Origin of the sequence: Haemophilus parainfluenzae, from assembly GCF_036288925.1 — a bacterium.
GTDB lineage: Bacteria > Pseudomonadota > Gammaproteobacteria > Enterobacterales > Pasteurellaceae > Haemophilus_D.
Genome location: NZ_CP127167.1, coordinates 1,432,081 through 1,455,104 on the forward strand (window position 1 = coordinate 1,432,081; position 23,024 = coordinate 1,455,104).

Sequence of the window (23,024 nt, forward strand, 5' to 3'; positions counted from 1 at the left end):
TTATGACACGTCATTTTCAAATTTTGGTCAGTGAGAATATGCCGTCTAATTTGCCGGCAAATACCTTGATCATTAATGAGTTTTCTAAAATTCAAAATCTTCTTGGGCAAGAGTTTGAAACGATCTTGTTTGATGCACGGAAAGGCATCCATTTAGAGGCACTCGCTATTGCGGCCGGTACATTGAAAATGAATGGTGTCTTAATTATCTTGCTATCAAATTGGGAGGAGCTTCATTCTCAAATAGATGAAGATAGTCTCCGTTGGTCAGGTATACTTGAGGCAATTGTTACACCAAGATTTATATCATATTTTAAGCATTGTATTCATAAATATGGCTTCCCCGTCCTTTATCATCAAAATGATTTAAAATTTGACCGCACTTTTCAGCAGTCATTTGTCAATCACAACGCGACCTTAGATCAGCAGAAAATCATTGAGCAAATCTTACAAAAAGAATCCGAGCTCTACTTTCTTACTGCCAAACGAGGAAGAGGGAAATCAGCTCTAGCAGGCTTATTAGCGAATCAACTGGATACTAAAATTTACCTCACAGCACCGAATAAAAGTGCGGTTAAAATTTTGGCTAAATTTTCACAAAAAGAGATTATCTTTATTTCACCAGATGAGCTTTTCCTTGCTTTGCAAAATGCTCCTTCTTTTTCTGAAAATGCTTGGCTTTTTGTTGATGAGGCGGCAATGCTGCCGATTGCTCAACTGAGCGCTTTTTTTCATCATTTTAAGCATATTTTATTTACGACTACCATCCATAGTTATGAGGGAACGGGGCGAGGTTTTGAGCTTAAATTTAAGCAAAAAATTAACCGCACTTTTTCTGACTTTGAGCTTATTGAACCGCTACGTTGGTCTAAAGATGATGTTTTAGAGGCGTTTATTGATGAGCTTTTATTATTAAATGTAGAGGATGACTTTAAACAAACGCCATACGATAAAAGCAAAGTATGCCAAATTACTGAACGATCACAAGAGGAAATACTTTCTTCATTGCCCCAATTCTATGGGTTGATGATATTAGCTCATTATCGTACATCACCAGTAGATCTCCGGCGATTGTTTGATGCCAATTCACAGTGTTTTTTTGCTGCTGAAAGCGAGCAAAATTTACTAGGGGCAGTTTGGGCATTAGAGGAAGGTGGGATTGACGATTCAGCCCTCATTGAAGCGATTCAACAAGGGACTAGACGCCCTAAAGGTAATCTTGTCCCGCAAGCACTTTGTTTTCATGTTCAACAACAAAAGGCTTGTGAATTGCATTCTTTACGTATTTCGAGAATTGCGGTTCAGCCTATGTGGCAGCAGCATGGTATAGGTACACAACTTATTGAATACATCACACAAAATGCCGATGTGGATTATTTATCAGTGAGTTTTGGTTATACCAAAGAACTGGCTAAATTTTGGCAGAAATGTGGTTTTTCTCTTGTTCATTTAGGCGAGCATTTAGAGGCAAGTAGTGGTTGTTATTCTGTTATTGCTCTAAAAGGGCTTTCTGCACAAGGGATTGAATTAGAAAAAGAAGCAACACAATCTTTTCAACGGAATATGCCTTTGTCTTTCCATCCCCTCGCTCAGCAATTTAATACCGCATTAGTAGATTGGGAATTGATTGGCGAAGATTGGTTCAGCTTAAAAAATTTTGCTTATTTTCACCGCACTTTAGCTTCCGCTTTGCCGGCAATTCGTCGATTTTTAATGAATTTAGATGAAAAAGATTGCCCTTTGATGAGAGATTATTTCATCACAAAAAAGGTACCCTATAATAAGAAAAATGGGTTAAAATTATTACGTTCGGAGATTGCACAAAAATTAAAAAAGGAGGCAAGATGAGCGAACAAGAAAAAAAAGGTTGGTTTCGCAAAGCCGTAGATGAATATAATAAGTTTTGCAAAGAGCTAGGTTTAGATAAAGGTAGCTGTCGAGGTTGTATGCCACGCATTGAATTTGATGATGATGGTAAGGTAAAAAAAGAGAAACCACTAGAACCACTCAAAAAATAAGAGAAACAGGGTTAAATAACCCTGTTTTTTTATACAGATAATTATTGAAAAGTAGGGTGGATTTGTTAAACTAATTCGCCATGTAAATCAAAAAATGAGATAAAAATTGACCGCACTTATGAAAACAACCTATTTTAATGTTGATATTCCAACTCAGCCGAATGACCATAAAATTCTTGGCAACGTATTAACGGGAGCGGATGCGCTTGCTGTCAGCGAAATTGCTGAGCAATATGATGGATTGACAGTGGTTGTGACACCAGATACCAAAAGTTCGGTTCGTTTATCACAAGTTTTACCAGATTTAACTTCTCAGCCCGTTCAGTTTTTTCCTGATTGGGAAACGTTGCCTTATGATTCTTTTTCTCCTCATCAAGAAATTATTTCTTCACGTTTAAGTGCGCTATTTCATTTGCAAAATACTAAAAAAGGTATCTTTGTTTTACCGATTAGCACATTAATGCAACGCGTGTGCCCGCCGAAATATCTACAGCATAATGTCCTTTTGATTAAAAAAGGCGACCGTCTTGTCATTGAAAAATTGCGATTACAATTAGAGTCAGCAGGATATCGTTCCGTCGAGCAAGTACTAGAACATGGTGAATATGCTGTGCGCGGATCACTTTTAGATCTTTTTCCAATGGGAAGTGAGGTTCCATTTCGCTTAGATTTTTTTGATGATGAAATTGATTCGATTCGTACTTTTGATGTCGATACGCAGCGAACGTTAGATGAAATTCAATCTATTAATTTATTACCTGCACACGAATTTCCAACTGATGAGAAAGGCATTGAATTTTTCCGTACACAATTTAGAGAAACTTTTGGAGAAATTCGTCGCGATCCAGAACATATTTATCAGCAAATCAGTAAAGGCACACTAATCTCAGGGATTGAATATTGGCAGCCGCTATTCTTTGATGAAATGGCAACATTGTTCGATTACTTACCCGAAAAAACGTTGTTTGTGGATATGGAAACAAATCAAGCACAAGGTGAACGTTTTTATCTTGATGCCAAACAGCGTTATGAGCATCGAAAAGTCGATCCAATGCGCCCTCTTTTGCCGCCAGAACGTTTGTGGTTAAGTATTGATGCGGTAAATCATGCATTAAAAAATTATCCTAAAATTAATTTTAAAGCAGAAAAAGTGCGGTCATCTGTTCGTCAGAAAAATTTATCGGTATCCGCATTACCAGCCGTGACCATTCAATCACAGCAAAAAGAACCGTTATCCCAACTTCGACAGTTTATTGAACATTTTAAAGGAAATGTTTTATTTTCAGTTGAAACCGAAGGACGACGTGAAACCTTACTGGATTTACTTTCACCCTTAAAAATTAAACTAAAACAAATTAAAACCTTATCTGAAGCCAATCAAGACAAGTTTAATCTCTGGGTTAGTCGTCTTGAGCAAGGTTTTATTCTTGATGAGGCTAAACTCGCCATCATTACTGAACATGAGATTTTGGGCGAGCGGGTACAGCAACGTTATCGTGATAAACGTAAAGCGATCAATCCAGATACCTTAGTGCGTAATCTGGCCGAATTAAAAATAGGGCAGCCTGTGGTGCATTTAGATCATGGCGTTGGGCGTTATGGTGGTTTAGTGACACTCGATACTGGAGGCTTAAAAGCAGAATATTTGCTGATCAATTATGCGAATGAATCCAAACTTTATGTGCCTGTTGGTTCTCTTCATTTAATTAGTCGCTATGTTGGTGGCTCAGATGAAACCGCACCATTACATAAATTAGGTAATGAATCGTGGGGTAAAACGCGTCAAAAAGCCGCAGAAAAAATTCGTGATGTGGCCGCTGAATTACTTGATGTTTATGCCCAACGAGAAGTGAAAAAAGGTTTTGAATTTAAATATGATCGTGAGGAATTCCAGCAATTCGCTGCAACCTTCCCTTTTGAAGAAACGCACGATCAAGCCATGGCGATTAATGCCGTCATTTCGGATATGTGTCAGCCCAAGGCGATGGATCGTTTGGTTTGTGGTGATGTGGGCTTTGGGAAGACGGAAGTGGCGATGCGCGCCGCATTTTTGGCGGTCATGAACCATAAACAAGTCGCCGTATTGGTTCCAACAACCTTGTTAGCTCAACAGCATTACGAGAATTTTAAAGATCGTTTTGCTAATCTGCCAGTTAATGTGGAAGTGCTTTCTCGCTTTAAAACAGCCAAAGAGCAAAAACAAATCTTAGAAAATTTAGCCGAAGGAAAAGTTGATATTCTGATTGGAACCCATAAATTGATTCAATCCGATGTGAAGTTTTCTGATCTTGGCTTGCTCATCATTGATGAAGAACATCGCTTTGGTGTGGGACAAAAAGAGAAAATTAAACAACTTCGAGCGAATATTGATATTTTAACGCTTACCGCAACACCAATTCCTCGAACTTTGAATATGGCAATGAATGGTATTCGCGACCTTTCTATTATTGCGACGCCACCGGCTCGCCGAGTGAGTATCAAAACGTTTGTTCGCCAGAAAGATGATTTAATTATTCGTGAAGCGATTCTGCGTGAGATTTTGCGTGGTGGACAAGTCTATTATTTGCATAATGATGTGGCAAGTATTGAAAATACGGCAGAAAAACTGACCGCACTTGTCCCTGAGGCTCGAGTCGTCATTGGTCATGGTCAAATGCGAGAACGTGAACTTGAACGCGTGATGAGTGATTTTTATCATCAACGTTATAATGTTTTAGTCTGTTCCACCATTATTGAAACAGGGATTGACGTACCAACGGCAAATACGATTATTATTGAACGTGCAGATAATTTTGGTTTAGCTCAGCTTCACCAACTGCGTGGGCGAGTAGGACGTTCTCATCACCAAGCTTATGCTTATTTGCTTACACCGCCGCCGAAGTTAATGACGAAAGATGCAAAACGTCGTTTAGAGGCATTAGAAAGTTTAGATAACTTAGGTGCAGGTTTCATTCTTGCGACGCACGATTTAGAAATTCGCGGTGCAGGTGAATTATTAGGGAATGAGCAAAGTGGACAAATTGAGAGCATCGGTTTTTCACTTTATATGGAATTACTTGATGCGGCAGTTAAAGCCTTAAAAGAGGGCAGAGAACCTTCGTTAGAAGAGATTACGCATCAACAAGCTGAAATTGAGTTACGTGTTCCCGCCTTATTGCCAGATGACTATCTTGGTGATGTGAATATGCGTTTGTCGTTCTATAAACGCATTGCAGCAGCGGAAAGTAAACAAGAGTTAGATGAATTAAAAGTTGAATTAATCGATCGCTTTGGCCTATTACCTGAAGCAACTAAAAATCTTTTACAAATTGCTGAAATGCGTTTAATGGTGAAACCATTAAAAGTACTGAAAATCGATGCAGGGGCTCAAGGTGGCTTTATTGAATTTTCACCTTCGGCAAAAGTTGATCCAGAAAAATTCATCAAATTAATTCAACAAAATCCAATTGTTTATCGCTTTGATGGACCATTAAAATTTAAGTTTGTGAAAGCACTTCCAGAAAACAAAGAGCGGCTAGAATTTGTGATGGATTTGGTGAAGACGCTTACTGAGTAGAAAGTAAATAAAAAGGCTGACAAAATGTCAGCCTTTTTTTTACGTTTGATTAGTGAAGCGCTTCAACAACGCTTAAGAACATTTTTAAGATACTGGCGTTTAATAAGTCGATAAAGAATGCCCCTACCATTGGTACGATTAAGAACGCTTTGTGAGATGGTCCGAAACGACTGGTAATTGCTTGCATGTTAGCAACGGCTGTTGGTGTTGCACCGAGACCGAAACCACAGTGACCCGCACTTAATACAATCGCATCATAATCTTTACCCATCATACGGTATGTGACGTAGATAGCGAAGAAAGCCATGAAGACAACTTGAACTGCTAAGATAACCAATACATCTGTTGCAAGACCTGCTAATTCCCAGAGTTTGAGAGACATTAAAGCAATCGCTAAGAAGATCGATAAACCCACGCTACCTAATACGTCAATCGCTGAATCTGCCACTTGGAATTTGAATAAGTGGGTTAAGCTATTACGAATGATGACACCCGTAAACAAACACCATACGAATGTAGGTAATTGAATGTGTGTACCTTTTGTTAAGCCATCCAAGTATTGACCGATAAGTAAACACAAAGAAAGCATTGCGATAGTTTCAATGATTGAGCGAGAATTTATTTTACGTTTGTAAGTTGGATGCTCAAATGCTTCTTGTACGTCATCAACTTCATCATTCTCTGGGTTTTCACCTTGTTTTTGATGATTTAATAAATAACGAGATACTGGGCCACCTAAAATACCACCAAAGACTAAACCGAATGTAGCACACGCCATCGCAATTTCTGTTGCTGCCGGTAGATTAAATTCTTTAGTGAATGTTTCTGCCCATGCAGCACCTGTACCATGACCACCTGTTAGGGTAACTGAACCTGCAAGTAAACCGTAAGCCGGATCAATACCTAATAATTGCGAGCCTAAAATACCGATGATATTTTGGCAAACAATGAGTATTGCGGCTGCAAATAGGAAGATAACTAATGGTTTTCCGCCTTTAATTAAGCGGGCAAAATTTGCACTTAAACCGATAGACGAGAAGAAGACTAACATCATCGATGTTTGTAAGCTTTTCTCAAAAGTGAATGAAGTGCCATTTACTTTGTATAAAATGGTTAAGGCAATAGCCACAATAAAGCCACCAACAACAGGTTCAGGGATATTGAATGTTTGTAAAACTCGAATACGTTTTACTAGAAAAAAACCAAGTAATAATACAAAACTTGCTAAAGCAAGCGTTTGATAGGTATCAAAAACAATATTCACGAAATATCCTCCTATTTAGTTTGGTTTCGAGAATTCTTATGAGTTGTGTTCGGGTTCAACTACCACAATATCAACATTGCTATGCAATCCACGTGGTAATTGAGAGCCTTTTCTGCCGCGTTCCGCACGGAATTTTTGCAGATCTTCCGGTTTTAATGTGATTTTTCGTTTACCGGAATGGAACTCAAGGCTAGCTTGCTCTGAAATTAAGAACAATTTCACCAATAATTCTGACCGCGCTTTTGCATTCGCTGCTGGAATACTGATGATTTTGTTGCCTTTCCCTTTTGATAATGCCGGTAAATCTCGTACCGGAAAAATCAGCATTCGCCCCGCTGAAGTGAGGGACACAAGAAGTGAGGCCGACTCGGAAAGTGTCTCAGGTTTCAAGACTTTCGCATTTTCTGGCAAAGAAATCAAGGCTTTTCCAGCTTTATTACGTGCAATTAAATCGTCAAATTTGCAAATAAAACCATATCCTGCATCTGATGCCATCAATAATTCTTGTTTTTCAGGTTCCATAATAACCTGTTCAATGGTTGCACCTGCCGGTAATGTAAGTTTACCGGTGAGCGGTTCACCTTGGGAACGCGCAGATGGCAAGCTTAATGGATCTAAAGCGTAGCTACGACCAGTACTATCAATAAAGATTACCGGTTGATTGCTTTTACCACAAGCGTGCGCCAGATATTTATCGCCTGCTTTGTAGCTTAATCCTTCCGGATCAATATCATGACCTTTCGCACAACGAACCCAACCCATTTCAGATAAGATGACGGTAACGGGTTCAGCCGGAGTCATTTCACTTTCAGAAATGGCTTTTGCTTCTTCACGTTCAACTAATTGAGACATTCTAGGGCTGGCGTATTTTTTTGCATCTTCTTGAATTTCTTTTTTGATCAAAGTATTTAAGCGACGCTCAGATCCTAAAATTAACTCTAAATTTGACCGCTCTTCTTCGAGTTTATCTTTTTCAGCCTGTAATTGATGTTCTTCTAATTTGGCTAAATGGCGTAAACGTAAGTTTAAAATGGCTTCTGCCTGTTCATCACTTAAGTTAAAGCGAGTCATTAAAACTTGTTTAGGTTCGTCTTCAGTACGAATAATCTCAATCACTGCATCAATGTTAAGGAAGGCAATCATCAAGCCATCTAAAATGTGCAAACGAGCGAGTACTTTATCTAAACGATGTTGTAAACGACGTGTCACAGTAGTACGACGGAATGTCAACCATTCGGTAAGAACTTGAAGTAAGCCTTTCACAGCTGGTTTATGATCAAGTCCGATCATATTCATATTCACACGATAGCTTTTTTCAAGATCCGTCGTCGCAAATAAATGCGCCATTAAGGCATCCGTGTCAACGCGATTTGAACGTGGCACAAGCACGATACGCACAGGATTTTCATAATCTGCTTCATCACGAATATCTTCCACCATGGGCAATTTTTTTGCGGTCATTTGTTCAGCAATTTGCGCAATGATTTTTGATGGAGAAGATTGATGAGGAAGTGCGCTAATGATGATTTCACCGTCTTCTTTATGCCATGTCGCACGCATCTTGATGGAACCACGACCGGTTTCATACATTTTGCGAATATCATCTTTTGGCGAAATAATTTCCGCTTCCGTTGGGAAATCAGGGCCTTGAATGATATTGAGTACATCATCTAATCCGGCTTTTGGATTATCTAATAGTAGGACAGCCGCATCCGCCACTTCATTAATATTGTGTGGTGGAATATCGGTTGCCATCCCAACAGCAATCCCGGTGGTGCCGTTCAAGAGAATATGAGGCAAACGTGCTGGCAAATATTGTGGCTCTTCTAAGGTGCCATCAAAGTTTGGTTGGAAATCAACAGTGCCTTGACCCAATTCAGTTAATAGAATTTCAGAAATTTTGGACAAGCGAGATTCGGTATAACGCATCGCTGCGAATGATTTAGGATCATCTGGCGCCCCCCAGTTTCCTTGGCCATCCACTAAAGGATAACGGTAAGAAAAGGGCTGAGCCATTAATACCATGGCTTCATAACAGGCTGAGTCGCCGTGTGGATGGAATTTACCCAATACATCACCGACGGTACGTGCGGATTTTTTAAATTTCGCAGCGGCATTTAAACCCAGTTCAGACATCGCATAGACAATACGACGTTGAACAGGCTTTAAGCCATCGCCAATAAAAGGCAATGCACGATCCATAATGACGTACATTGAATAATTAAGGTAAGCCTTTTCTGTAAAAGTGCGAAGTGGCATCTGCTCGATGCCTTCGTAATTAATATTGCTCATCTTCTTCTAATCTATTTTCTGGTTGCACCGGAATTCCCATCAGACTGTTCGTGATGAGAATGTCCCATATCCATTCCTTTATGACTGTCAATTTCGTAAGGAACAGGTTGTGGTTTTTGTGGATTGGCTTCTTTAAAGGCTTCGCCTTTTAATTTACCAGAATAAATATTCGGATTTTTTTCGCCTTCTACCACTATTTGTCCCATTGTACCTTTATTTACAGCACGGAAAATGGAGTGATCCATAAAGACGTAAGTACCCGGTACATCAATTCGTGTTTCCACCATGGTGGCACTGCCGGATGGAATCAGGGTAGTTTGAACATTGTGATTAACAAGCGTACCGCCTTCCACATATACATTGTGAAATACCGCACCAATCAAGTGGAAAGAAGAACATAAATTTGGCCCAGCATTTCCTACGAATAGACGAATGGTTTCACCTGTCTTCACTTTTAAGGCATTTCCATCCATGGTTGCGCCGACTTTACCGTTGAATAGTACGTATTCAGGACGTTCATCGATGGCTTTTTGCATACTGAATGGTTGCAAGCCAGGATCACCAAATTCACCTTTGGTATAGAATTCACTTTGCATAATGTAAAATTCGCGATCCACTTTTGGTAAACCTTCTTTGGGCTCAACTAAAACTAAACCATACATCCCTTTGGCAAGGTGAATATCCACAGGTTGGCTGCCGCAGTGGTATAAATAAATCCCCGAACGTAACGCTCTAAATTGGAAGGTGGATGTGCGTGTTGGTGGCGTTTCACTCGCAATAGCACCACCCATTGGCACAGCGGCAGCATGGAAATCGATACTGTGCGGCATCATTGAACTCGCTGAGTTGGAAAGTTGAACTTCCACCATATCGCCTTCGCGTACACGAATGAATGGCGCAGGCACGCTACCATTTAATGTCCAAAATTTAAATTGCACGCCATCCATTAAATCCATAATTTGTTCAAGTGCGGTCAGTTTTACCACGACTTTTGCAGGATAGTTACGTTCAATTGGTTTTGGCACATTGGGCGCAAGCGTCAGTTCAGCTTCAATTTCAGGTAATTTTTCAACCGCAGTGGCTGCCGTATTAGAGGGCTTTTCCTCTGCTTGAGCGGAGGGAATAAGGCTTAAACCTGCACCTAATGTAATCGTTGCAAGGCCTAGTGCACTATTCTTAAAAAAATCTCGACGTTGTTCGTTCATGATTGACCTCAAATAATTAAACGGCTAAATCCACTTGGTCGCCATTGGTTTGTAACCAATTTTTGCGATCTTCTGCTCGTTTTTTGGCGAGTAACATATCCATTAATTCTAATGTTTCAGCCCCTTGATCTTTGCCTAGCTCATAGGTTAATTGAACTAAACGACGTGTATTCGGATCCATGGTAGTTTCACGTAATTGTGACGGATCCATTTCACCCAAACCTTTGAAGCGTTGTACGTTTAAGGTACCTTTTTTACCTTTTAAGCGTTCTAAAATCGCTTCTTTTTCGTTTTCATCTAAGGCATAAAAGACTTCTTTGCCTAAGTCGATACGATAGAGTGGTGGCATTGCCACATAAACGTGCCCATCTTGTACTAATTTCGGGAAATGACGTAAAAAGAGTGCACAAAGTAGGGTGGCAATATGCAAACCATCAGAGTCCGCATCGGCTAAAATACAGACTTTACCGTAACGAAGCTGAGATAAGTCTTCATTATCAGGATCGATACCAAGCGCCACGGCAATATCATGAATTTCCGTTGAACCAAGCACTTGATCACTGGAGACTTCCCAAGTATTTAAGATTTTTCCGCGCAATGGTAGGATTGCTTGATATTCACGATCACGCGCCTGTTTGGCTGAGCCGCCCGCAGAGTCACCCTCTACTAAGAATAATTCGGTTTTTTCTAAATTTTGTGATGCACAATCGGCTAATTTGCCCGGTAGAGCAGGGCCACTCACTAATTTTTTACGCACGACTTTTTTGGCTGCATTTAAACGACGTTGTGCAGAGCTAATGGCCATTTCAGCTAAGCGATCGGCATCTTGTACGTTTTGATTCAACCATAAACTGAAGGCATCTTTTAAAACACCTGCAACAAAGACCGCACTTTGACGGGAAGATAAGCGTTCTTTGGTTTGGCCGGCAAATTGGGCATCCTGCATTTTCAGTGAAAGAATGTAAGCACATCGATCCCAAATGTCGTCTGCTGTTAATTTCACGCCGCGTGGTAATTTATTGCGGAATTCGCAATATTCGGTCATGGCATTAAGCAAGCCTTGGCGAAGACCATTTACGTGTGTTCCGCCTTGTACCGTTGGAATTAAGTTTACATAGCTTTCTGCAATAAGCTCTCCACCTTCAGGTAACCATAATAATGCCCAGCTTACTGCTTCTGTGGAGCCTTTAAATTCACCGACAAAAGGTTTTTCAGGTAAGGTTTCAAAACCATTTACTGCTTCGGTTAAGTAATCGGATAAACCGTCTTGATAGCACCACACATCTTCGGTGTTATTCACTTTATCGACAAATTTAATTTCTAAGCCTGAACAAAGTACGGCTTTGGCACGTAATAAGTGGCGTAAACGACTAACAGAAAAATTCTTGCTATCAAAATATTTTGGGTTTGGTTTGAAGTGAACGGTGGTGCCGGTTGTTCGTCTGCCACAAGTCCCAATGACTTCTAATTCTTCTACTTTTGTGCCATTTTCAAAGGCAATTTTATACACTTCAGCGTTACGTTTAACTTGAATATCAACGCGTTCAGAAAGGGCATTGACGACAGAAATCCCCACCCCGTGTAAACCACCGGCAAATTCATAGTTTTTATTCGAGAACTTACCGCCAGCATGAAGTTTGGTTAAGATAACTTCGACACCAGAAACGCCTTCCGTTGGATGGATATCCACTGGCATCCCGCGTCCATTATCAATGACTTCAAGTGATTGATCAGCGTGTAAAATCACTTCAACTTTGGTGGCAAAACCTGCAAGGGCTTCGTCCACACTGTTATCGATAACTTCTTGAGCAAGGTGATTTGGACGGGTAGTGTCCGTGTACATACCAGGGCGAATTTGCACCGGTTCAAGATCTTTCAGAACCGTAATTTCTTGAGCAGAATAATTTGTAGTCATTTTTTAAATTAGTTACTTATTTATAAAAAAATTGGCGTGATTTTATCAAAAAATGACGCGTTTATAAAATCAAAGATATGCAGGAAAGGAGGGAGATCTTGAAAAGTGCGGTTAAAGTTTGGTATGCATGATAACCGCACCTAGAACAGAGAAATGATAGCTATTGCATTCCAATTAATTTATGTGTTTGTAAACTTAATAGCCATCTGGGTCTATTCGTTCTTTGATTTAATTTTCCTAATTGTGTGATCGTTTCTAATAGATTCATCTTGCCATGAACTTCACAAGGAGAAAGATAGTAATATTTTGCTTGAATTTTATTTTCAATCATTTCACAAAAAGGAATAATATTGTCATCAGCAACAATACGAACTTCGTGTGCAAATGAAATACAACGCTTTTCGTATTTATGCGCATATAGACGTTTTGGACTAGTGGCAATAAAATCAATTTGACTAGGAACATTGCGAAGACCATTAGTTTCAATTGCTAAAAAATAACCTAAATTTTTTAATTGATTAAGTACAATCTCTAATTTAGGTACAATGGTTGGTTCACCACCTGTGATAATAATATTCTTTGCAGAAAATGACCGCACTTTATTGAGAATTTGTGACAATGACCAACGTTTAAATTGATGATAATTAGTATCACACCAAGGACAGGCAAGATTGCATTTACCAAAACGGATAAAAATAGCGGGCATACCTGTATTAAAACCTTCTCCTTGAAGACTTTCAAAAATCTCAACAATATTATAATACGGTTCTGAAATAGCTTGTTTTTCCACCGTACTTATTCCTGATATTCACAAAATGATGTTGGCGTTTCCCATAATCGGATAGCAGAAATCGGTAATTTTTCATCATATTTTAGACGATGAAAAATAAAACGAGCCATTTCTTCAGCAGTACTACGAAAATTCACGCCAAAGGTTTTTGATTGTAATTCTTCTAGAAGTATTGCAATTTTACTTTCACGTTTACTGGTTTGATCGTAGATAAAAGCATGATCCATGGGATCTAAAATAGATTTTTTCACAATAGATTTTAAATCTGAAAAGTCCATCACCATTGATTTTTTTGCGCCATGAGTAATTAAATGACCGGTTATTTCGACTTGGAGTTTATAGGTATGACCATGTAGATTTTGGCATTTACCATCATGACCATCTAATAAGTGGGCCATATCAAAACTAAATTCTTTGGATACTTTAAACATCTTTATTTTCTGCTTTTATTGATAAGTACTCTTGTAAACCTTTATGACGTAATTGACAGCTTAGACATTTACCACAGCCTCCTTCAACACCTTCATAGCACGTGTGGGTATGCTGACGAACATAATCTAAAGCATTTAATTCATCGGCAAGAGCCCAAGTTTGGGCTTTGGTGAGATACATGAGTGGTGTTTTTAAATTGAATGGATAATCCATGGCTAAATTGAGGGTGACATTCATTGATTTAATAAACACATCACGGCAATCGGGATAGCCACTGAAATCTGTTTCACATACGCCCGTGATAATGTCATTAATACCTTGTCCTTTTGCGTAAATCGCCGCATATAATAAGAAGAGCGCATTTCGGCCATCCACAAAGGTATTGGGTAATTCACCGTCTTTTTGCTCAATATTTACATTTGCATCCATTAAAGCATTATGAGTGATAGCTTTAATAACGGATGTATCAATTAGTGTTTGCTTTACGCCAAGATCGTTAGCGATCCAACGGGCTTTTTCTAATTCAATAGCATGGCGTTGGCCATATTGAAAGGTGAGGGTTTCGACATTTTCTACGCCATATTCGGCAATCGCCTGAATTAAACAGGTTGTGGAATCTTGTCCACCAGAGAAGATCACAAGAGCTTTACGATTGTGATTAGGATTTGAAATATTCATAGGATACCTAGTTTTTTTATGTAGGAGGTTTGCGAACTACAAGTTAAAAATGAGGCGCTATTGTAGAAGCTAGGTATGAATTTTGCAAGAAATCAGCTAATTTAAGCAGGAAAAGTTAATAAAAGTTATGATACAATTTTGGCAAGTCAGTTTAAAAAGGTAAACACAATGAAAAAATTACTTCTTATTGTTATTGGTGCATTAGCGATTTCAGCTTGTGCAAATAAAGACGTTTATTTTAATGGTTCTGAAGGATCCCATTCAGGAATGAAATTTGACAAAGATGCTCATCATTGGGGAGTAAATCAATAGGTTATACTTATAATCTAAAAGCCATACTATCGTATGGCTTTTTTACTAAATGACTTCTTCTTGACAATGTGGGCACGTCATTAAGTGTTCTTCATTATTGTGCACAATATAATGACCCATTTTTTTTGCCTTGGTATCAAGATATTTTGTATTATAGCGGTTTTCACCCACATTAAGAGGCACTCGCTCCACAATATTAATACCCGCTTTTTTCATGGTTTCTACTTTTTGCGGGTTATTTGTCATTAAGCGGACTTGCTTCACACCTAATAATTCAAACATATCGGCACACACATTAAAGTTACGCTCATCAGCTTTAAAGCCTAGTGCAAGGTTGGCTTCAATGGTGTCCATGCCTTGATCTTGTAATGAATAAGCACGAATTTTGTTAATTAACCCAATGCCACGACCTTCTTCACGATGATAGATCAAAACACCACGACCCGCTTCGCTAATTTGACGTAATGCGGCTGCAAGCTGGAAACCGCAATCGCATTTTAAACTGTGTAACGCATCACCCGTTAAGCATTCCGAATGAATGCGGGCGAGCACAGGCTCATCTTGGTTTGAAATATCACCCATCACTAAAGCGACATGTTCTTTTTTTGTATCGGGAAATTCAAATCCGACCATTTTAAATATGCCATATTCGGTAGGCAAATTGGCTTGAGCAACCAGTTGGATTTTTGACATAACGTATCCTTTTTCAACTTTATTCTGCTAAAATGTGTACTTTAATTTTTATTATCAAGAGGCAACAATGTTTAAAAGGCTGTCATTATATACGTTATTTCTTTGTCTTGTACCATTTTTTGTTTGGGGTTTTGCTTATCATTGGCATGGAAACAACCAATTAATGGAATGGGATTATTGGCTTTATCTTTTAACCGAAACGGGTAGCGTACCTTATGCTTTAATTACCTGTGGTGTGTTTGCTTTACTTTTCCGTTTTCTTTTTGAAAACCGTAAACAGTGGATTATGGGTGTGATTGTAATGGGTCTGTCGGTATTATCCACACAAGTAATTAAAACAGGGTTAAAAACAGTTTTTGCCGAGCCACGTCCTTTTACCGTCTATTTAGCGGAAAAAACAGAAAGTACGACAGATGCTTTTTATCATCGAGATCGTTCAGAGCGTGCAAAATTAGTGGATAAATTTTATTCTACACAAGCGGATACACCAGCCTGGTTAAAAGCGCATTATGAAGATGAAACGGGTTATTCTTTCCCATCTGGACATTCTATTTTTGCAGCCACTTGGTTAATGTTAGCCGTCGGGTTTAGCCAATTATTAGGGAAACGTTCTTTTAAAGCGGAATTACTAATTGGAGCCATGACAATTTGGGGCGTATTAATGTTGATTAGCCGAGTCCGCCTTGGAATGCATTATCCAATCGATTTATTTGTGGCGATAATTTCGGCATGGATTGTTCATTTGATTATTTTTGGTTTCTTACAGAAGAAAGGCTTGTTTAACAATAAATAGCATCAAAGACTGGTTTTAGTGATAAAGCCGGTCTTTTTTATTGTTTGCACAAAATATGATTTTTGTCATAGATTTTCAGTGAGATTTCAAGGAAAATAAAGCCTATATATTCCAAGAATTTTGACCGCTCTTTTAAGGAGACAATATGTATTACGGTATTGATATTGGTGGCACAAAGATTGAATTAGCCGCTTTTAATGAAAAATTAGAAAAACTTTATACCGAGCGCGTGCCAACGCCACAAACAGATTATCAAGATTGGTTACAGGCAATCAAAACTTTAGTCGAACGTGCGGATGCCCACTTTTGTGAAAAAGGCACGGTAGGCCTTGGGTTGCCAGGATTTGTTAATTTGACAACGGGACTTGCTGAAGTGACGAATATTCGTGTCGCAGATAATAAGCCTATTTTAACTGATCTTGAAAAAATACTCGGGCGTGAAGTGCGAGCTGAAAATGATGCAAATTGCTTTGCGCTTTCTGAAGCTTGGGATGAAGAGAATACCCAATATCCTTCTGTATTAGGGCTTATTTTAGGCACTGGTTTTGGTGGTGGCTTTGTGATTAACGGCAAAATTCACTCAGGACAAGTGGGAATGGCAGGAGAGTTAGGTCATCTTCAATTAAATTATCATGCCTTAAAATTATTGGGTTGGGATAAAGCACCCATTTATCAATGTGGCTGTGGTAATCAAGCTTGTTTGGATACGTATATTTCAGGTCGCGGTTTTGAAATGTTGTACCGTGATTTAAAAGGGGAAGCATTATCAGCCAAAGACATTATCGATCGTTTTTATGCAAAAGAAGAAAGTGCGGTTGATTTTGTTCGCATTTTTGTGGAGTTAGCGGCTATTTCTATCGGTAACATTATCACTGCGTTTGATCCACATATGATTGTGCTGGGTGGTGGTTTATCGAATTTTGATTATCTCTATGAAGCATTACCAAAAGCTTTGCCTCCACACTTAATGCGTAGTGCTAAAGTGCCACCAATTAAAAAAGCAAAACATGGTGATTCAGGTGGTGTTAGAGGTGCGGCTGCGTTATTTTTAAAACGTGAATAGATTTAAGCTAAAAATATAGTAAAAATTTGAATAAACTTCGTTTTATGGGATAACAATCCAGTTTTTTTCTAAGAAAACTGGATTTTTTCTTTTATCACTCTACAATCAGGAGATTGATTTTTTTATGAGGTTTTTATGCTGACAGAATTTGGTAACTGGATTGAACAAGGTTTAACATGGATTGTTCAACATTTAGATGAGCCATTGTGGAACATCACTATTATCATTTTATTAGGTGTGGGCTTATTTTTTACGATTACGACTGGTTTAGTGCAACTACGTCTTTTACCTGCAAGTGTGCGAGAAATGTGGTTTGGGCGTGCTACTGAGGGAAATTCTTTAACGCCATTTCAAGCCTTTGCAACAGGTCTTGCAAGTCGTGTTGGTGTGGGCAATATAAGTGGGGTAGCGACCGCTATTGCTCTAGGTGGAGAAGGAGCCGTGTTCTGGATGTGGGTAACCGCATTTATTGGGATGTCGAGCGCTTTTGCAGAATCTACTTTAGCACAAGTATTTAAAATTCAAGATAAAGATGGTTCTTTTCGCGGAGGTCCCGCTTATTATATCGCTCAAGGTCTAAAATCGCGTTGTATGTCGGTCGCTTTTGCGATATCACTTATTTTTACTTTTGGGTTTGCATTCAATTCAGTGCAAGCAAACTCTATTGTTGAAGCAACCAATAACGCTTGGCATTGGCAAGGTGAATATGTTGGTCTTATTTTAGTTATTCTAACTGCGTCCATTATTTTTGGTGGAGTTAAACGTATTGCGACCATTTCCAGCCGTGTTGTACCAACGATGGCGTTATTTTATTTAATTATGGCCTTTATTATCTTAGGAATGCATATTGATATGATTCCTACTGTGATAGCCAATATTTACACGAGCGCTTTTACTTTCCAATCAGCTGCAGGCGGGATGTTTGGTGCTTTAGTCTCTAAAGCGATGATGATGGGAATTAAACGAGGATTATTCTCTAATGAAGCAGGGATGGGCTCAGCACCAAATGCGGCCGCTGCAGCTCACGTAAAACACCCCGTTAGCCAAGGTTTAGTGCAAATGCTTGGTGTATTTGTGGATACCATGATCGTCTGTACTTGTACGGCGGTGATTATCCTGCTTTCTGATAATTATGGTAGCGAAACGTTAAAAAGCATTTCTTTAACTCAAAATGCATTACGTTATCATGTCGGCGAATTTGGTGTACATTTTCTGGCTTTTATTTTATTACTTTTTGCTTATTCTTCTATTATTGGTAACTATGCTTATGCGGAAAGTAATATTCGTTTTATTAAAAATAAACCATGGTTTGTGTGGTTGTTCCGTTTATCGGTGTTGTTCTTTGTTTATTTCGGTTCAGTAAAATCAGGCAATGTCGTGTGGAATTTTGCAGATACTGTGATGGCTGTGATGGCAATTATTAACCTAGTCGCGATTGTTTTACTTTCCCCGATTGTGTGGAAGTTAATGAAAGACTATCAACGTCAATTAAAAGAGGGGAAAGAACCTGAATTTAAAATTGACTTTTATCCTGAAATTAAAAAGCGAGTATTAGAGCATCGAATTTGGAAATAAGTGTTCAATAAAATATGAAAGGCGGGGAATTCCCGCCTTTATTTTTAGATTTAAAATCTGCTTATAAAATTGACCGCACTTATAACAATCCACCTTGACCTAATGCTGGGTCAGTTTCACGTGCTTTTAATGCCTCTTCAACGGTTAAGCCCAATGCTTTTGCAACGCCTTCACCATATGCAGGATCACACCAGTGACAGTTACGGATATGACGGTATTTAATGAAGTCAGGTGCATCGCCCATTGCAGCTGCAGTGTTGTTGAATAACGCTTGTTTTTGCTCTGTGCTCATTAAGTTAAATAATGCACGTGGTTGGCTGAAGTAGTCGTTATCATCGTTGCGATAATCCCAATGTGCTGCATCTCCATTGATACGAAGTGGTGGTTCAGCAAAATCTGGTTGTTGTTGCCATTGGTTGAAGCTGTTTGGCTCGTAGTGTGGCAAGCTACCGTAGTTACCATCTACACGACCTTGACCATCACGTTGGTTGCTATGCACTGGGCAACGCGGACGGTTTACTGGAATTTGACGGTAGTTCACACCTAAACGGTAACGTTGTGCATCTGCATAGTTAAATAAACGAGCTTGTAACATTCTGTCAGGACTTGCACCGATACCTGGTACCAAGTTACTTGGTGCAAACGCAGATTGTTCTACATCCGCGAAGAAGTTTTCTGGGTTACGGTTTAATTCAAACTCACCAACTTCAATTAATGGGTAGTCTTTTTTCGGCCATACTTTAGTTAAGTCGAACGGATGATAAGGCACTTTTTCCGCATCTGCTTCTGGCATAATTTGTACAAATAATGTCCATTTAGGGAAATCACCACGTTCAATCGCTTCATATAAATCACGTTGATGGCTTTCACGGTCATTTGCAATAATTTCTGCTGCTTCAGCATCTGTTAAATTTTTAATGCCTTGTTGAGTACGGAAGTGGAATTTTACCCAAAAACGTTCGCCTGCTTCGTTCCAGAAACTATAAGTGTGAGAACCGAAACCGTGCATATGACGATAGCTTGCAGGAATACCACGATCACTCATTACAACAGTTACTTGGTGTAATGCTTCTGGTAATAATGTCCAGAAATCCCAGTTATTAGTTGCTGAACGCATATTAGTGCGTGGGTCGCGTTTTACCGCTTTGTTTAAGTCTGGGAATTTACGTGGATCACGTAAGAAGAATACCGGGGTGTTGTTACCCACTAAGTCCCAGTTACCTTCTTCGGTATAGAATTTTAATGCGAAACCACGAATATCACGTTCCGCATCTGCAGCACCACGTTCACCTGCCACGGTAGTAAAACGTGCGAACATTTCCGTTTTTTTACCCACCTCACTGAAAATTTTTGCACGAGTATATTGAGTAATATCGTGTGTGACAGTAAAGGTACCAAATGCACCAGAACCTTTCGCGTGCATACGACGCTCTGGAATAACTTCGCGTACGAAATCAGCTAATTTTTCGTTAAGCCATAAATCTTGTGAAAGTAATGGACCACGCGGACCTGCAGTTAAACTGTTTTGATTGTCAGCAACAGGGGCGCCATTTCCCATCGTTAGGTTAGTAGACGATAAATGCGAAAAAGGGCATTTTGAACTCATAGTTAACTCCTTGTATGAATAGATAGGGGGATGAAATAAATTTCTTAAGTATAATACAAAAGGTTTCAGTGATTAAAATCTATTAAATTAATCAAAATAATCTATTGATTTGAAGGAGGATTGAATTTTGTATCAAATTTCATGAAATGCTGTTGTATTCGCTTTAAATGACACAAAAATACTAGTCTAATTGAAACAATTACGTCCATTCATATCTAATAATTGCTTATTAGATATGAATAAAATTTTTATTATTTAGTTGAATTGCAATGCCGATAAGTCAGGAGATAGTAAGAGAGGGCTGAAATAACTACGCAAGCTGCCATTGTATAGAGCATTGGTGCTGCTGTTTCCATTTTAAAGCTCGCTACTAGGGAACCCATTACTGCGCCGACACCAAAACGGACACTTCCCATTAATGAGTTTGCAGTACCTGCCATCGTTGGGAATTTTTCTAGAATAGAGGCAGTCGCATTGGAGGAAATTAATGGGTTTTGTCCTACAAAAAAGGCTACACCAATTGCCATTGACCAAAAACCAAAATCAAAAAGTGCGGTTAAAAATAACCAAATTCCTGAAATGAATTGTATGGCAATACCAATTCGTAACATGGTTTCTGCACCTAGCTTCAATACAAATTTACCATTTAGATAAGATGCAACGGTCATAATGGCAATATTGATCATAAAGAAATAGCCGAATTGATCGACAGGAATACCATAAATACCGATATAGACAATCGATCCCGCAGTGACGAAGGCAAATAAACCACCAAATCCAAAAGAGGCTGCGGCCATATAACCTAACACTTCTTTTTGTTTAGAAAGCATCATGAAGTTACGGGCAATAATATTAAGACGCAAGGGAATACGATTTTCTTGTTTATGGGTCTCGGGAATAATGAAAAAGACAAGCAATGCTGCAAGAAATCCCATGATGCCAATCACATAAAAAATCATATGCCAGTGGAAATATTTCACGATATATCCGCCAATTATAGGCGCAACAAGTGGTGCGATCATAAAGACAAGCGTGATAGTGGACATGATTCTAGAGAGCTGATCTTTGCTAAATAAATCTCGTAATAAAGCGCCTGAAAGTACAACAGGCGCCGCTCCAAAGAAACCTTGAACGAAACGCAGAACAGTGAAACTGCCAATAGAATGAATATTCGTTAAAATAATGGATGTGATAGCACCAATAATGACCCCTAACAAAATAATCGGTTTACGACCAAAGCTATCACCAAAAGGCCCCCAGAATAATTGCCCTGCCGCCATACCATAAGCGAAGAATGTCAGCGTGTGCTGTACTTGCTCAGCGTTGATATTTAAGTCTTCAGCAATATTTAAAAAGGACGGAATATACATATCCACGCCCAAAGGCGGTAGCATCGAGAGAATGCCGAGCGTGGCGATAAAAATAAAGGTAGGTTTAATATTTTGGCTCATATTATTTCACTAAATTGTCGATTTCGTCCTGAGTAAGTGGACGAAATTCGCCTTCTTCTAAGCTTTCATCTAATTCAACGTTACCGATTCTCCAACGATGGAGTGCCACGACTTTATTACCCAGCGCGGCAAACATTCGTTTCACTTGGTGATAGCGCCCTTCAGAGATAGTCAGGTTCACGTTGTAATCATCTAACACTTCAAGTTTTGCTGGCTTAGTTGGTTCTTTTTCACCACGTAACAAAATGCCTTCTTCACAAGCTGAAGCATAATGGTTCTCAACTGGGTCAGCTAAAGTGACTAAATAGGTTTTCTCACATTGATGCTTTGGTGAGGTAATACGATGTGACCATTGCCCATCATCCGTTAATAGCACGAGGCCAGTGGTATCCACATCTAATCGTCCAGCGCTGTGTAATTTGCCTGAAAGAGGCGGTTCAAAGAATTGATAAATAGTTGGATAGTCACCGTCATCATGAGAGCAAACGTAGCCCTGAGGCTTATGCAACATAAAATATTGACCTTCTTCCACCCAAGTCAATAATTCATCTTCAAAATAAATTTCATCTTCTTGGCTTACTTTGGTCGCCCCATTTTTCACAATTTCACCGTTAATTTTGACCGCACTTTGGCGAATGGCCTTGGTAGCTTGTGAACGGGTTAAACCAGTATTCTCGGCAATAAATTTATCTAATCGCATCGTAAACTCTTATTTTTGATTGAACCAGCTGACGTAATCAAATTGGTCGTAATATTTTTCGCCATTCCAACCGGAAAAGGTAAATAAATCACCCACTTCGTTTTCATTTTCAAAGCCTTTAATATAGAAAGCGGATTTAAACTCGGGATAAGGCTTATGGGTAAAGACCACTTTGTTCGGATAAGGTAAGTTATCAAAGGCTTGTAAGTGCTCGTAATCCACACCTTTTCCTCTGTACTTATCCGTCATTATAATAAATAAATTATCAAAGTTTAAACGTTGTGAGCGAGCCTCCCATTTTTCTTTGGCTTCTTGCTCTGAACGATAGTGCATAAAGTGGATTTTGAGGTCACCTAAGATTCCAATAGGATAGTTTTTTTCTGTTTGTATAAATTGGAGCGGCAGTGATTGATAAAAACGGATATCTTGCAAATAACGAATAAAATCAAAAGGTTCTAAATAAAGATTAACAAATGGAGAATTAAAAGGTTGATTTAGATCGTGTAAAATAAACGCACCGACACAGTTTGCAGAAATCACCGACATGCCTTGATTGGTTAAACGTTTTTGATAGGTTTGATTAATCGCTTTCCGTTGTAATTTATTGATGGCGCTTCTAAATTTAGAAAACAAACTCATTATTTATATCCTGTATATTTTTTGCGATATAGTAACGTTTTTG

Annotated in this window: 19 protein-coding genes and 1 riboswitch; of the genes, 7 read left to right on the forward strand and 12 right to left on the reverse strand. The window is 39.0% G+C overall.

Features of this window, described 5'->3' with window-relative positions; translation table 11 throughout:
* Positions 1-2 precede the first annotated feature (2 nt).
* From QQS40_RS07355 to mfd, 3 genes are all read left to right on the forward strand, one after another.
* A complete protein-coding gene (locus tag QQS40_RS07355) occupies positions 3-1,847 on the forward strand; it encodes a tRNA(Met) cytidine acetyltransferase TmcA (protein WP_329504607.1) in 1,845 nt (614 codons plus the stop codon).
* Positions 1,844-2,017 (forward strand): DUF5363 family protein, encoded by a 174-nt coding sequence (locus QQS40_RS07360; protein WP_164757064.1) that lies wholly within the window; start codon positions 1,844-1,846, stop codon positions 2,015-2,017. The genes QQS40_RS07355 and QQS40_RS07360 overlap by 4 nt, the downstream gene beginning before the upstream one ends.
* A gap of 118 nt (positions 2,018-2,135) precedes the next feature.
* A complete protein-coding gene (gene mfd / locus QQS40_RS07365; protein ID WP_289901979.1) occupies positions 2,136-5,573 on the forward strand; it encodes a transcription-repair coupling factor in 3,438 nt (1,145 codons plus the stop codon).
* 49 nt (positions 5,574-5,622) lie between these two features.
* On the opposite strand, the gene gltS is transcribed toward mfd, so the two are convergent.
* The 7 genes from gltS to queC all read right to left on the reverse strand — a co-directional run bounded on the left by gltS (position 5,623) and on the right by queC (position 14,149).
* Entirely contained in the window at positions 5,623-6,837 is a 1,215-nt protein-coding gene (gene gltS / locus QQS40_RS07370) for a sodium/glutamate symporter (protein ID WP_329504615.1), read from the reverse strand.
* 36 nt (positions 6,838-6,873) lie between these two features.
* Positions 6,874-9,129: a DNA topoisomerase IV subunit A gene (gene parC / locus QQS40_RS07375; RefSeq protein ID WP_128787489.1), complete on the reverse strand. Its 2,256-nt coding sequence runs from the start codon at positions 9,127-9,129 to the stop codon at positions 6,874-6,876.
* 11 nt (positions 9,130-9,140) lie between these two features.
* The gene (gene nirK, locus QQS40_RS07380) at positions 9,141-10,334 is read right to left on the reverse strand and encodes a copper-containing nitrite reductase (RefSeq protein WP_297570015.1); all 1,194 of its coding nucleotides are present in this window, start codon (positions 10,332-10,334) and stop codon (positions 9,141-9,143) included.
* Positions 10,335-10,350: 16 nt separating this feature from the next.
* Entirely contained in the window at positions 10,351-12,249 is a 1,899-nt protein-coding gene (gene parE, locus QQS40_RS07385) for a DNA topoisomerase IV subunit B (protein ID WP_289901983.1), read from the reverse strand.
* A gap of 160 nt (positions 12,250-12,409) precedes the next feature.
* A complete protein-coding gene (locus QQS40_RS07390; RefSeq protein ID WP_128787486.1) occupies positions 12,410-13,039 on the reverse strand; it encodes a 7-carboxy-7-deazaguanine synthase QueE in 630 nt (209 codons plus the stop codon).
* Positions 13,040-13,044: 5 nt separating this feature from the next.
* The gene (gene queD, locus QQS40_RS07395; protein WP_049357348.1) at positions 13,045-13,470 is read right to left on the reverse strand and encodes a 6-carboxytetrahydropterin synthase QueD; all 426 of its coding nucleotides are present in this window, start codon (positions 13,468-13,470) and stop codon (positions 13,045-13,047) included.
* Entirely contained in the window at positions 13,463-14,149 is a 687-nt protein-coding gene (queC, locus tag QQS40_RS07400; protein WP_128787485.1) for a 7-cyano-7-deazaguanine synthase QueC, read from the reverse strand. The genes queD and queC overlap by 8 nt, the downstream gene beginning before the upstream one ends.
* 1 nt (position 14,150) lies before the next feature.
* A riboswitch (PreQ1 riboswitch) is annotated at positions 14,151-14,195 on the reverse strand.
* A 122-nt stretch (positions 14,196-14,317) separates the two neighbouring features.
* Between queC and QQS40_RS07405 the strand changes: the two genes are divergently transcribed.
* On the forward strand, positions 14,318-14,461 hold the full coding sequence (locus tag QQS40_RS07405; protein ID WP_128787484.1) for a hypothetical protein: 144 nt from the start codon (positions 14,318-14,320) through the stop codon (positions 14,459-14,461).
* A 45-nt stretch (positions 14,462-14,506) separates the two neighbouring features.
* Here QQS40_RS07405 and ribA read toward each other — a convergent pair whose 3' ends face one another.
* A complete protein-coding gene (gene ribA / locus QQS40_RS07410; RefSeq protein ID WP_005696347.1) occupies positions 14,507-15,154 on the reverse strand; it encodes a GTP cyclohydrolase II in 648 nt (215 codons plus the stop codon).
* 67 nt (positions 15,155-15,221) lie between these two features.
* Between ribA and QQS40_RS07415 the strand changes: the two genes are divergently transcribed.
* The 3 genes from QQS40_RS07415 to QQS40_RS07425 all read left to right on the forward strand — a co-directional run bounded on the left by QQS40_RS07415 (position 15,222) and on the right by QQS40_RS07425 (position 18,585).
* The gene (locus tag QQS40_RS07415; RefSeq protein ID WP_172622012.1) at positions 15,222-15,947 is read left to right on the forward strand and encodes a phosphatase PAP2 family protein; all 726 of its coding nucleotides are present in this window, start codon (positions 15,222-15,224) and stop codon (positions 15,945-15,947) included.
* 145 nt (positions 15,948-16,092) lie between these two features.
* Entirely contained in the window at positions 16,093-17,010 is a 918-nt protein-coding gene (nagK, locus tag QQS40_RS07420) for an N-acetylglucosamine kinase (protein ID WP_128787483.1), read from the forward strand.
* Positions 17,011-17,145: 135 nt separating this feature from the next.
* Positions 17,146-18,585 carry an alanine/glycine:cation symporter family protein gene (locus QQS40_RS07425; RefSeq protein WP_289901984.1) on the forward strand — a complete coding sequence of 480 codons (1,440 nt, stop codon included), beginning with the start codon at positions 17,146-17,148 and terminating at the stop codon, positions 18,583-18,585.
* Positions 18,586-18,664: 79 nt separating this feature from the next.
* Here QQS40_RS07425 and QQS40_RS07430 read toward each other — a convergent pair whose 3' ends face one another.
* The 4 genes from QQS40_RS07430 to QQS40_RS07445 form a co-directional block, all read right to left on the reverse strand.
* Positions 18,665-20,191, reverse strand: coding sequence for a catalase (locus tag QQS40_RS07430; protein ID WP_289901985.1), 1,527 nt, complete (start codon positions 20,189-20,191; stop codon positions 18,665-18,667).
* A 251-nt stretch (positions 20,192-20,442) separates the two neighbouring features.
* Positions 20,443-21,642 (reverse strand): Bcr/CflA family multidrug efflux MFS transporter, encoded by a 1,200-nt coding sequence (locus QQS40_RS07435; RefSeq protein WP_297569198.1) that lies wholly within the window; start codon positions 21,640-21,642, stop codon positions 20,443-20,445.
* Between the two features lies 1 nt (position 21,643).
* On the reverse strand, positions 21,644-22,342 hold the full coding sequence (gene rsuA, locus QQS40_RS07440) for a 16S rRNA pseudouridine(516) synthase RsuA (protein ID WP_289901987.1): 699 nt from the start codon (positions 22,340-22,342) through the stop codon (positions 21,644-21,646).
* Positions 22,343-22,351: 9 nt separating this feature from the next.
* Positions 22,352-22,981 (reverse strand): DUF1919 domain-containing protein, encoded by a 630-nt coding sequence (locus tag QQS40_RS07445; RefSeq protein ID WP_289901988.1) that lies wholly within the window; start codon positions 22,979-22,981, stop codon positions 22,352-22,354.
* Positions 22,982-23,024: the final 43 nt, after the last annotated feature.

Coding starts and splice junctions, on each gene's coding strand:
- ribA (WP_005696347.1), bottom strand. CDS start 15,154: ATGTCAAAAATCCAACTGGTTGCTCAAGCCAATTTGCCTACCGAATAT.
- QQS40_RS07445 (WP_289901988.1), bottom strand. CDS start 22,981: ATGAGTTTGTTTTCTAAATTTAGAAGCGCCATCAATAAATTACAACGG.
- nagK (WP_128787483.1), top strand. CDS start 16,093: ATGTATTACGGTATTGATATTGGTGGCACAAAGATTGAATTAGCCGCT.
- rsuA (WP_289901987.1), bottom strand. CDS start 22,342: ATGCGATTAGATAAATTTATTGCCGAGAATACTGGTTTAACCCGTTCA.
- QQS40_RS07415 (WP_172622012.1), top strand. CDS start 15,222: ATGTTTAAAAGGCTGTCATTATATACGTTATTTCTTTGTCTTGTACCA.
- QQS40_RS07425 (WP_289901984.1), top strand. CDS start 17,146: ATGCTGACAGAATTTGGTAACTGGATTGAACAAGGTTTAACATGGATT.
- QQS40_RS07405 (WP_128787484.1), top strand. CDS start 14,318: ATGAAAAAATTACTTCTTATTGTTATTGGTGCATTAGCGATTTCAGCT.
- queD (WP_049357348.1), bottom strand. CDS start 13,470: ATGTTTAAAGTATCCAAAGAATTTAGTTTTGATATGGCCCACTTATTA.
- QQS40_RS07355 (WP_329504607.1), top strand. CDS start 3: ATGACACGTCATTTTCAAATTTTGGTCAGTGAGAATATGCCGTCTAAT.
- QQS40_RS07435 (WP_297569198.1), bottom strand. CDS start 21,642: ATGAGCCAAAATATTAAACCTACCTTTATTTTTATCGCCACGCTCGGC.
- mfd (WP_289901979.1), top strand. CDS start 2,136: ATGAAAACAACCTATTTTAATGTTGATATTCCAACTCAGCCGAATGAC.
- parE (WP_289901983.1), bottom strand. CDS start 12,249: ATGACTACAAATTATTCTGCTCAAGAAATTACGGTTCTGAAAGATCTT.
- queC (WP_128787485.1), bottom strand. CDS start 14,149: ATGAATATTTCAAATCCTAATCACAATCGTAAAGCTCTTGTGATCTTC.
- nirK (WP_297570015.1), bottom strand. CDS start 10,334: ATGAACGAACAACGTCGAGATTTTTTTAAGAATAGTGCACTAGGCCTT.
- QQS40_RS07430 (WP_289901985.1), bottom strand. CDS start 20,191: ATGAGTTCAAAATGCCCTTTTTCGCATTTATCGTCTACTAACCTAACG.
- parC (WP_128787489.1), bottom strand. CDS start 9,129: ATGAGCAATATTAATTACGAAGGCATCGAGCAGATGCCACTTCGCACT.
- QQS40_RS07360 (WP_164757064.1), top strand. CDS start 1,844: ATGAGCGAACAAGAAAAAAAAGGTTGGTTTCGCAAAGCCGTAGATGAA.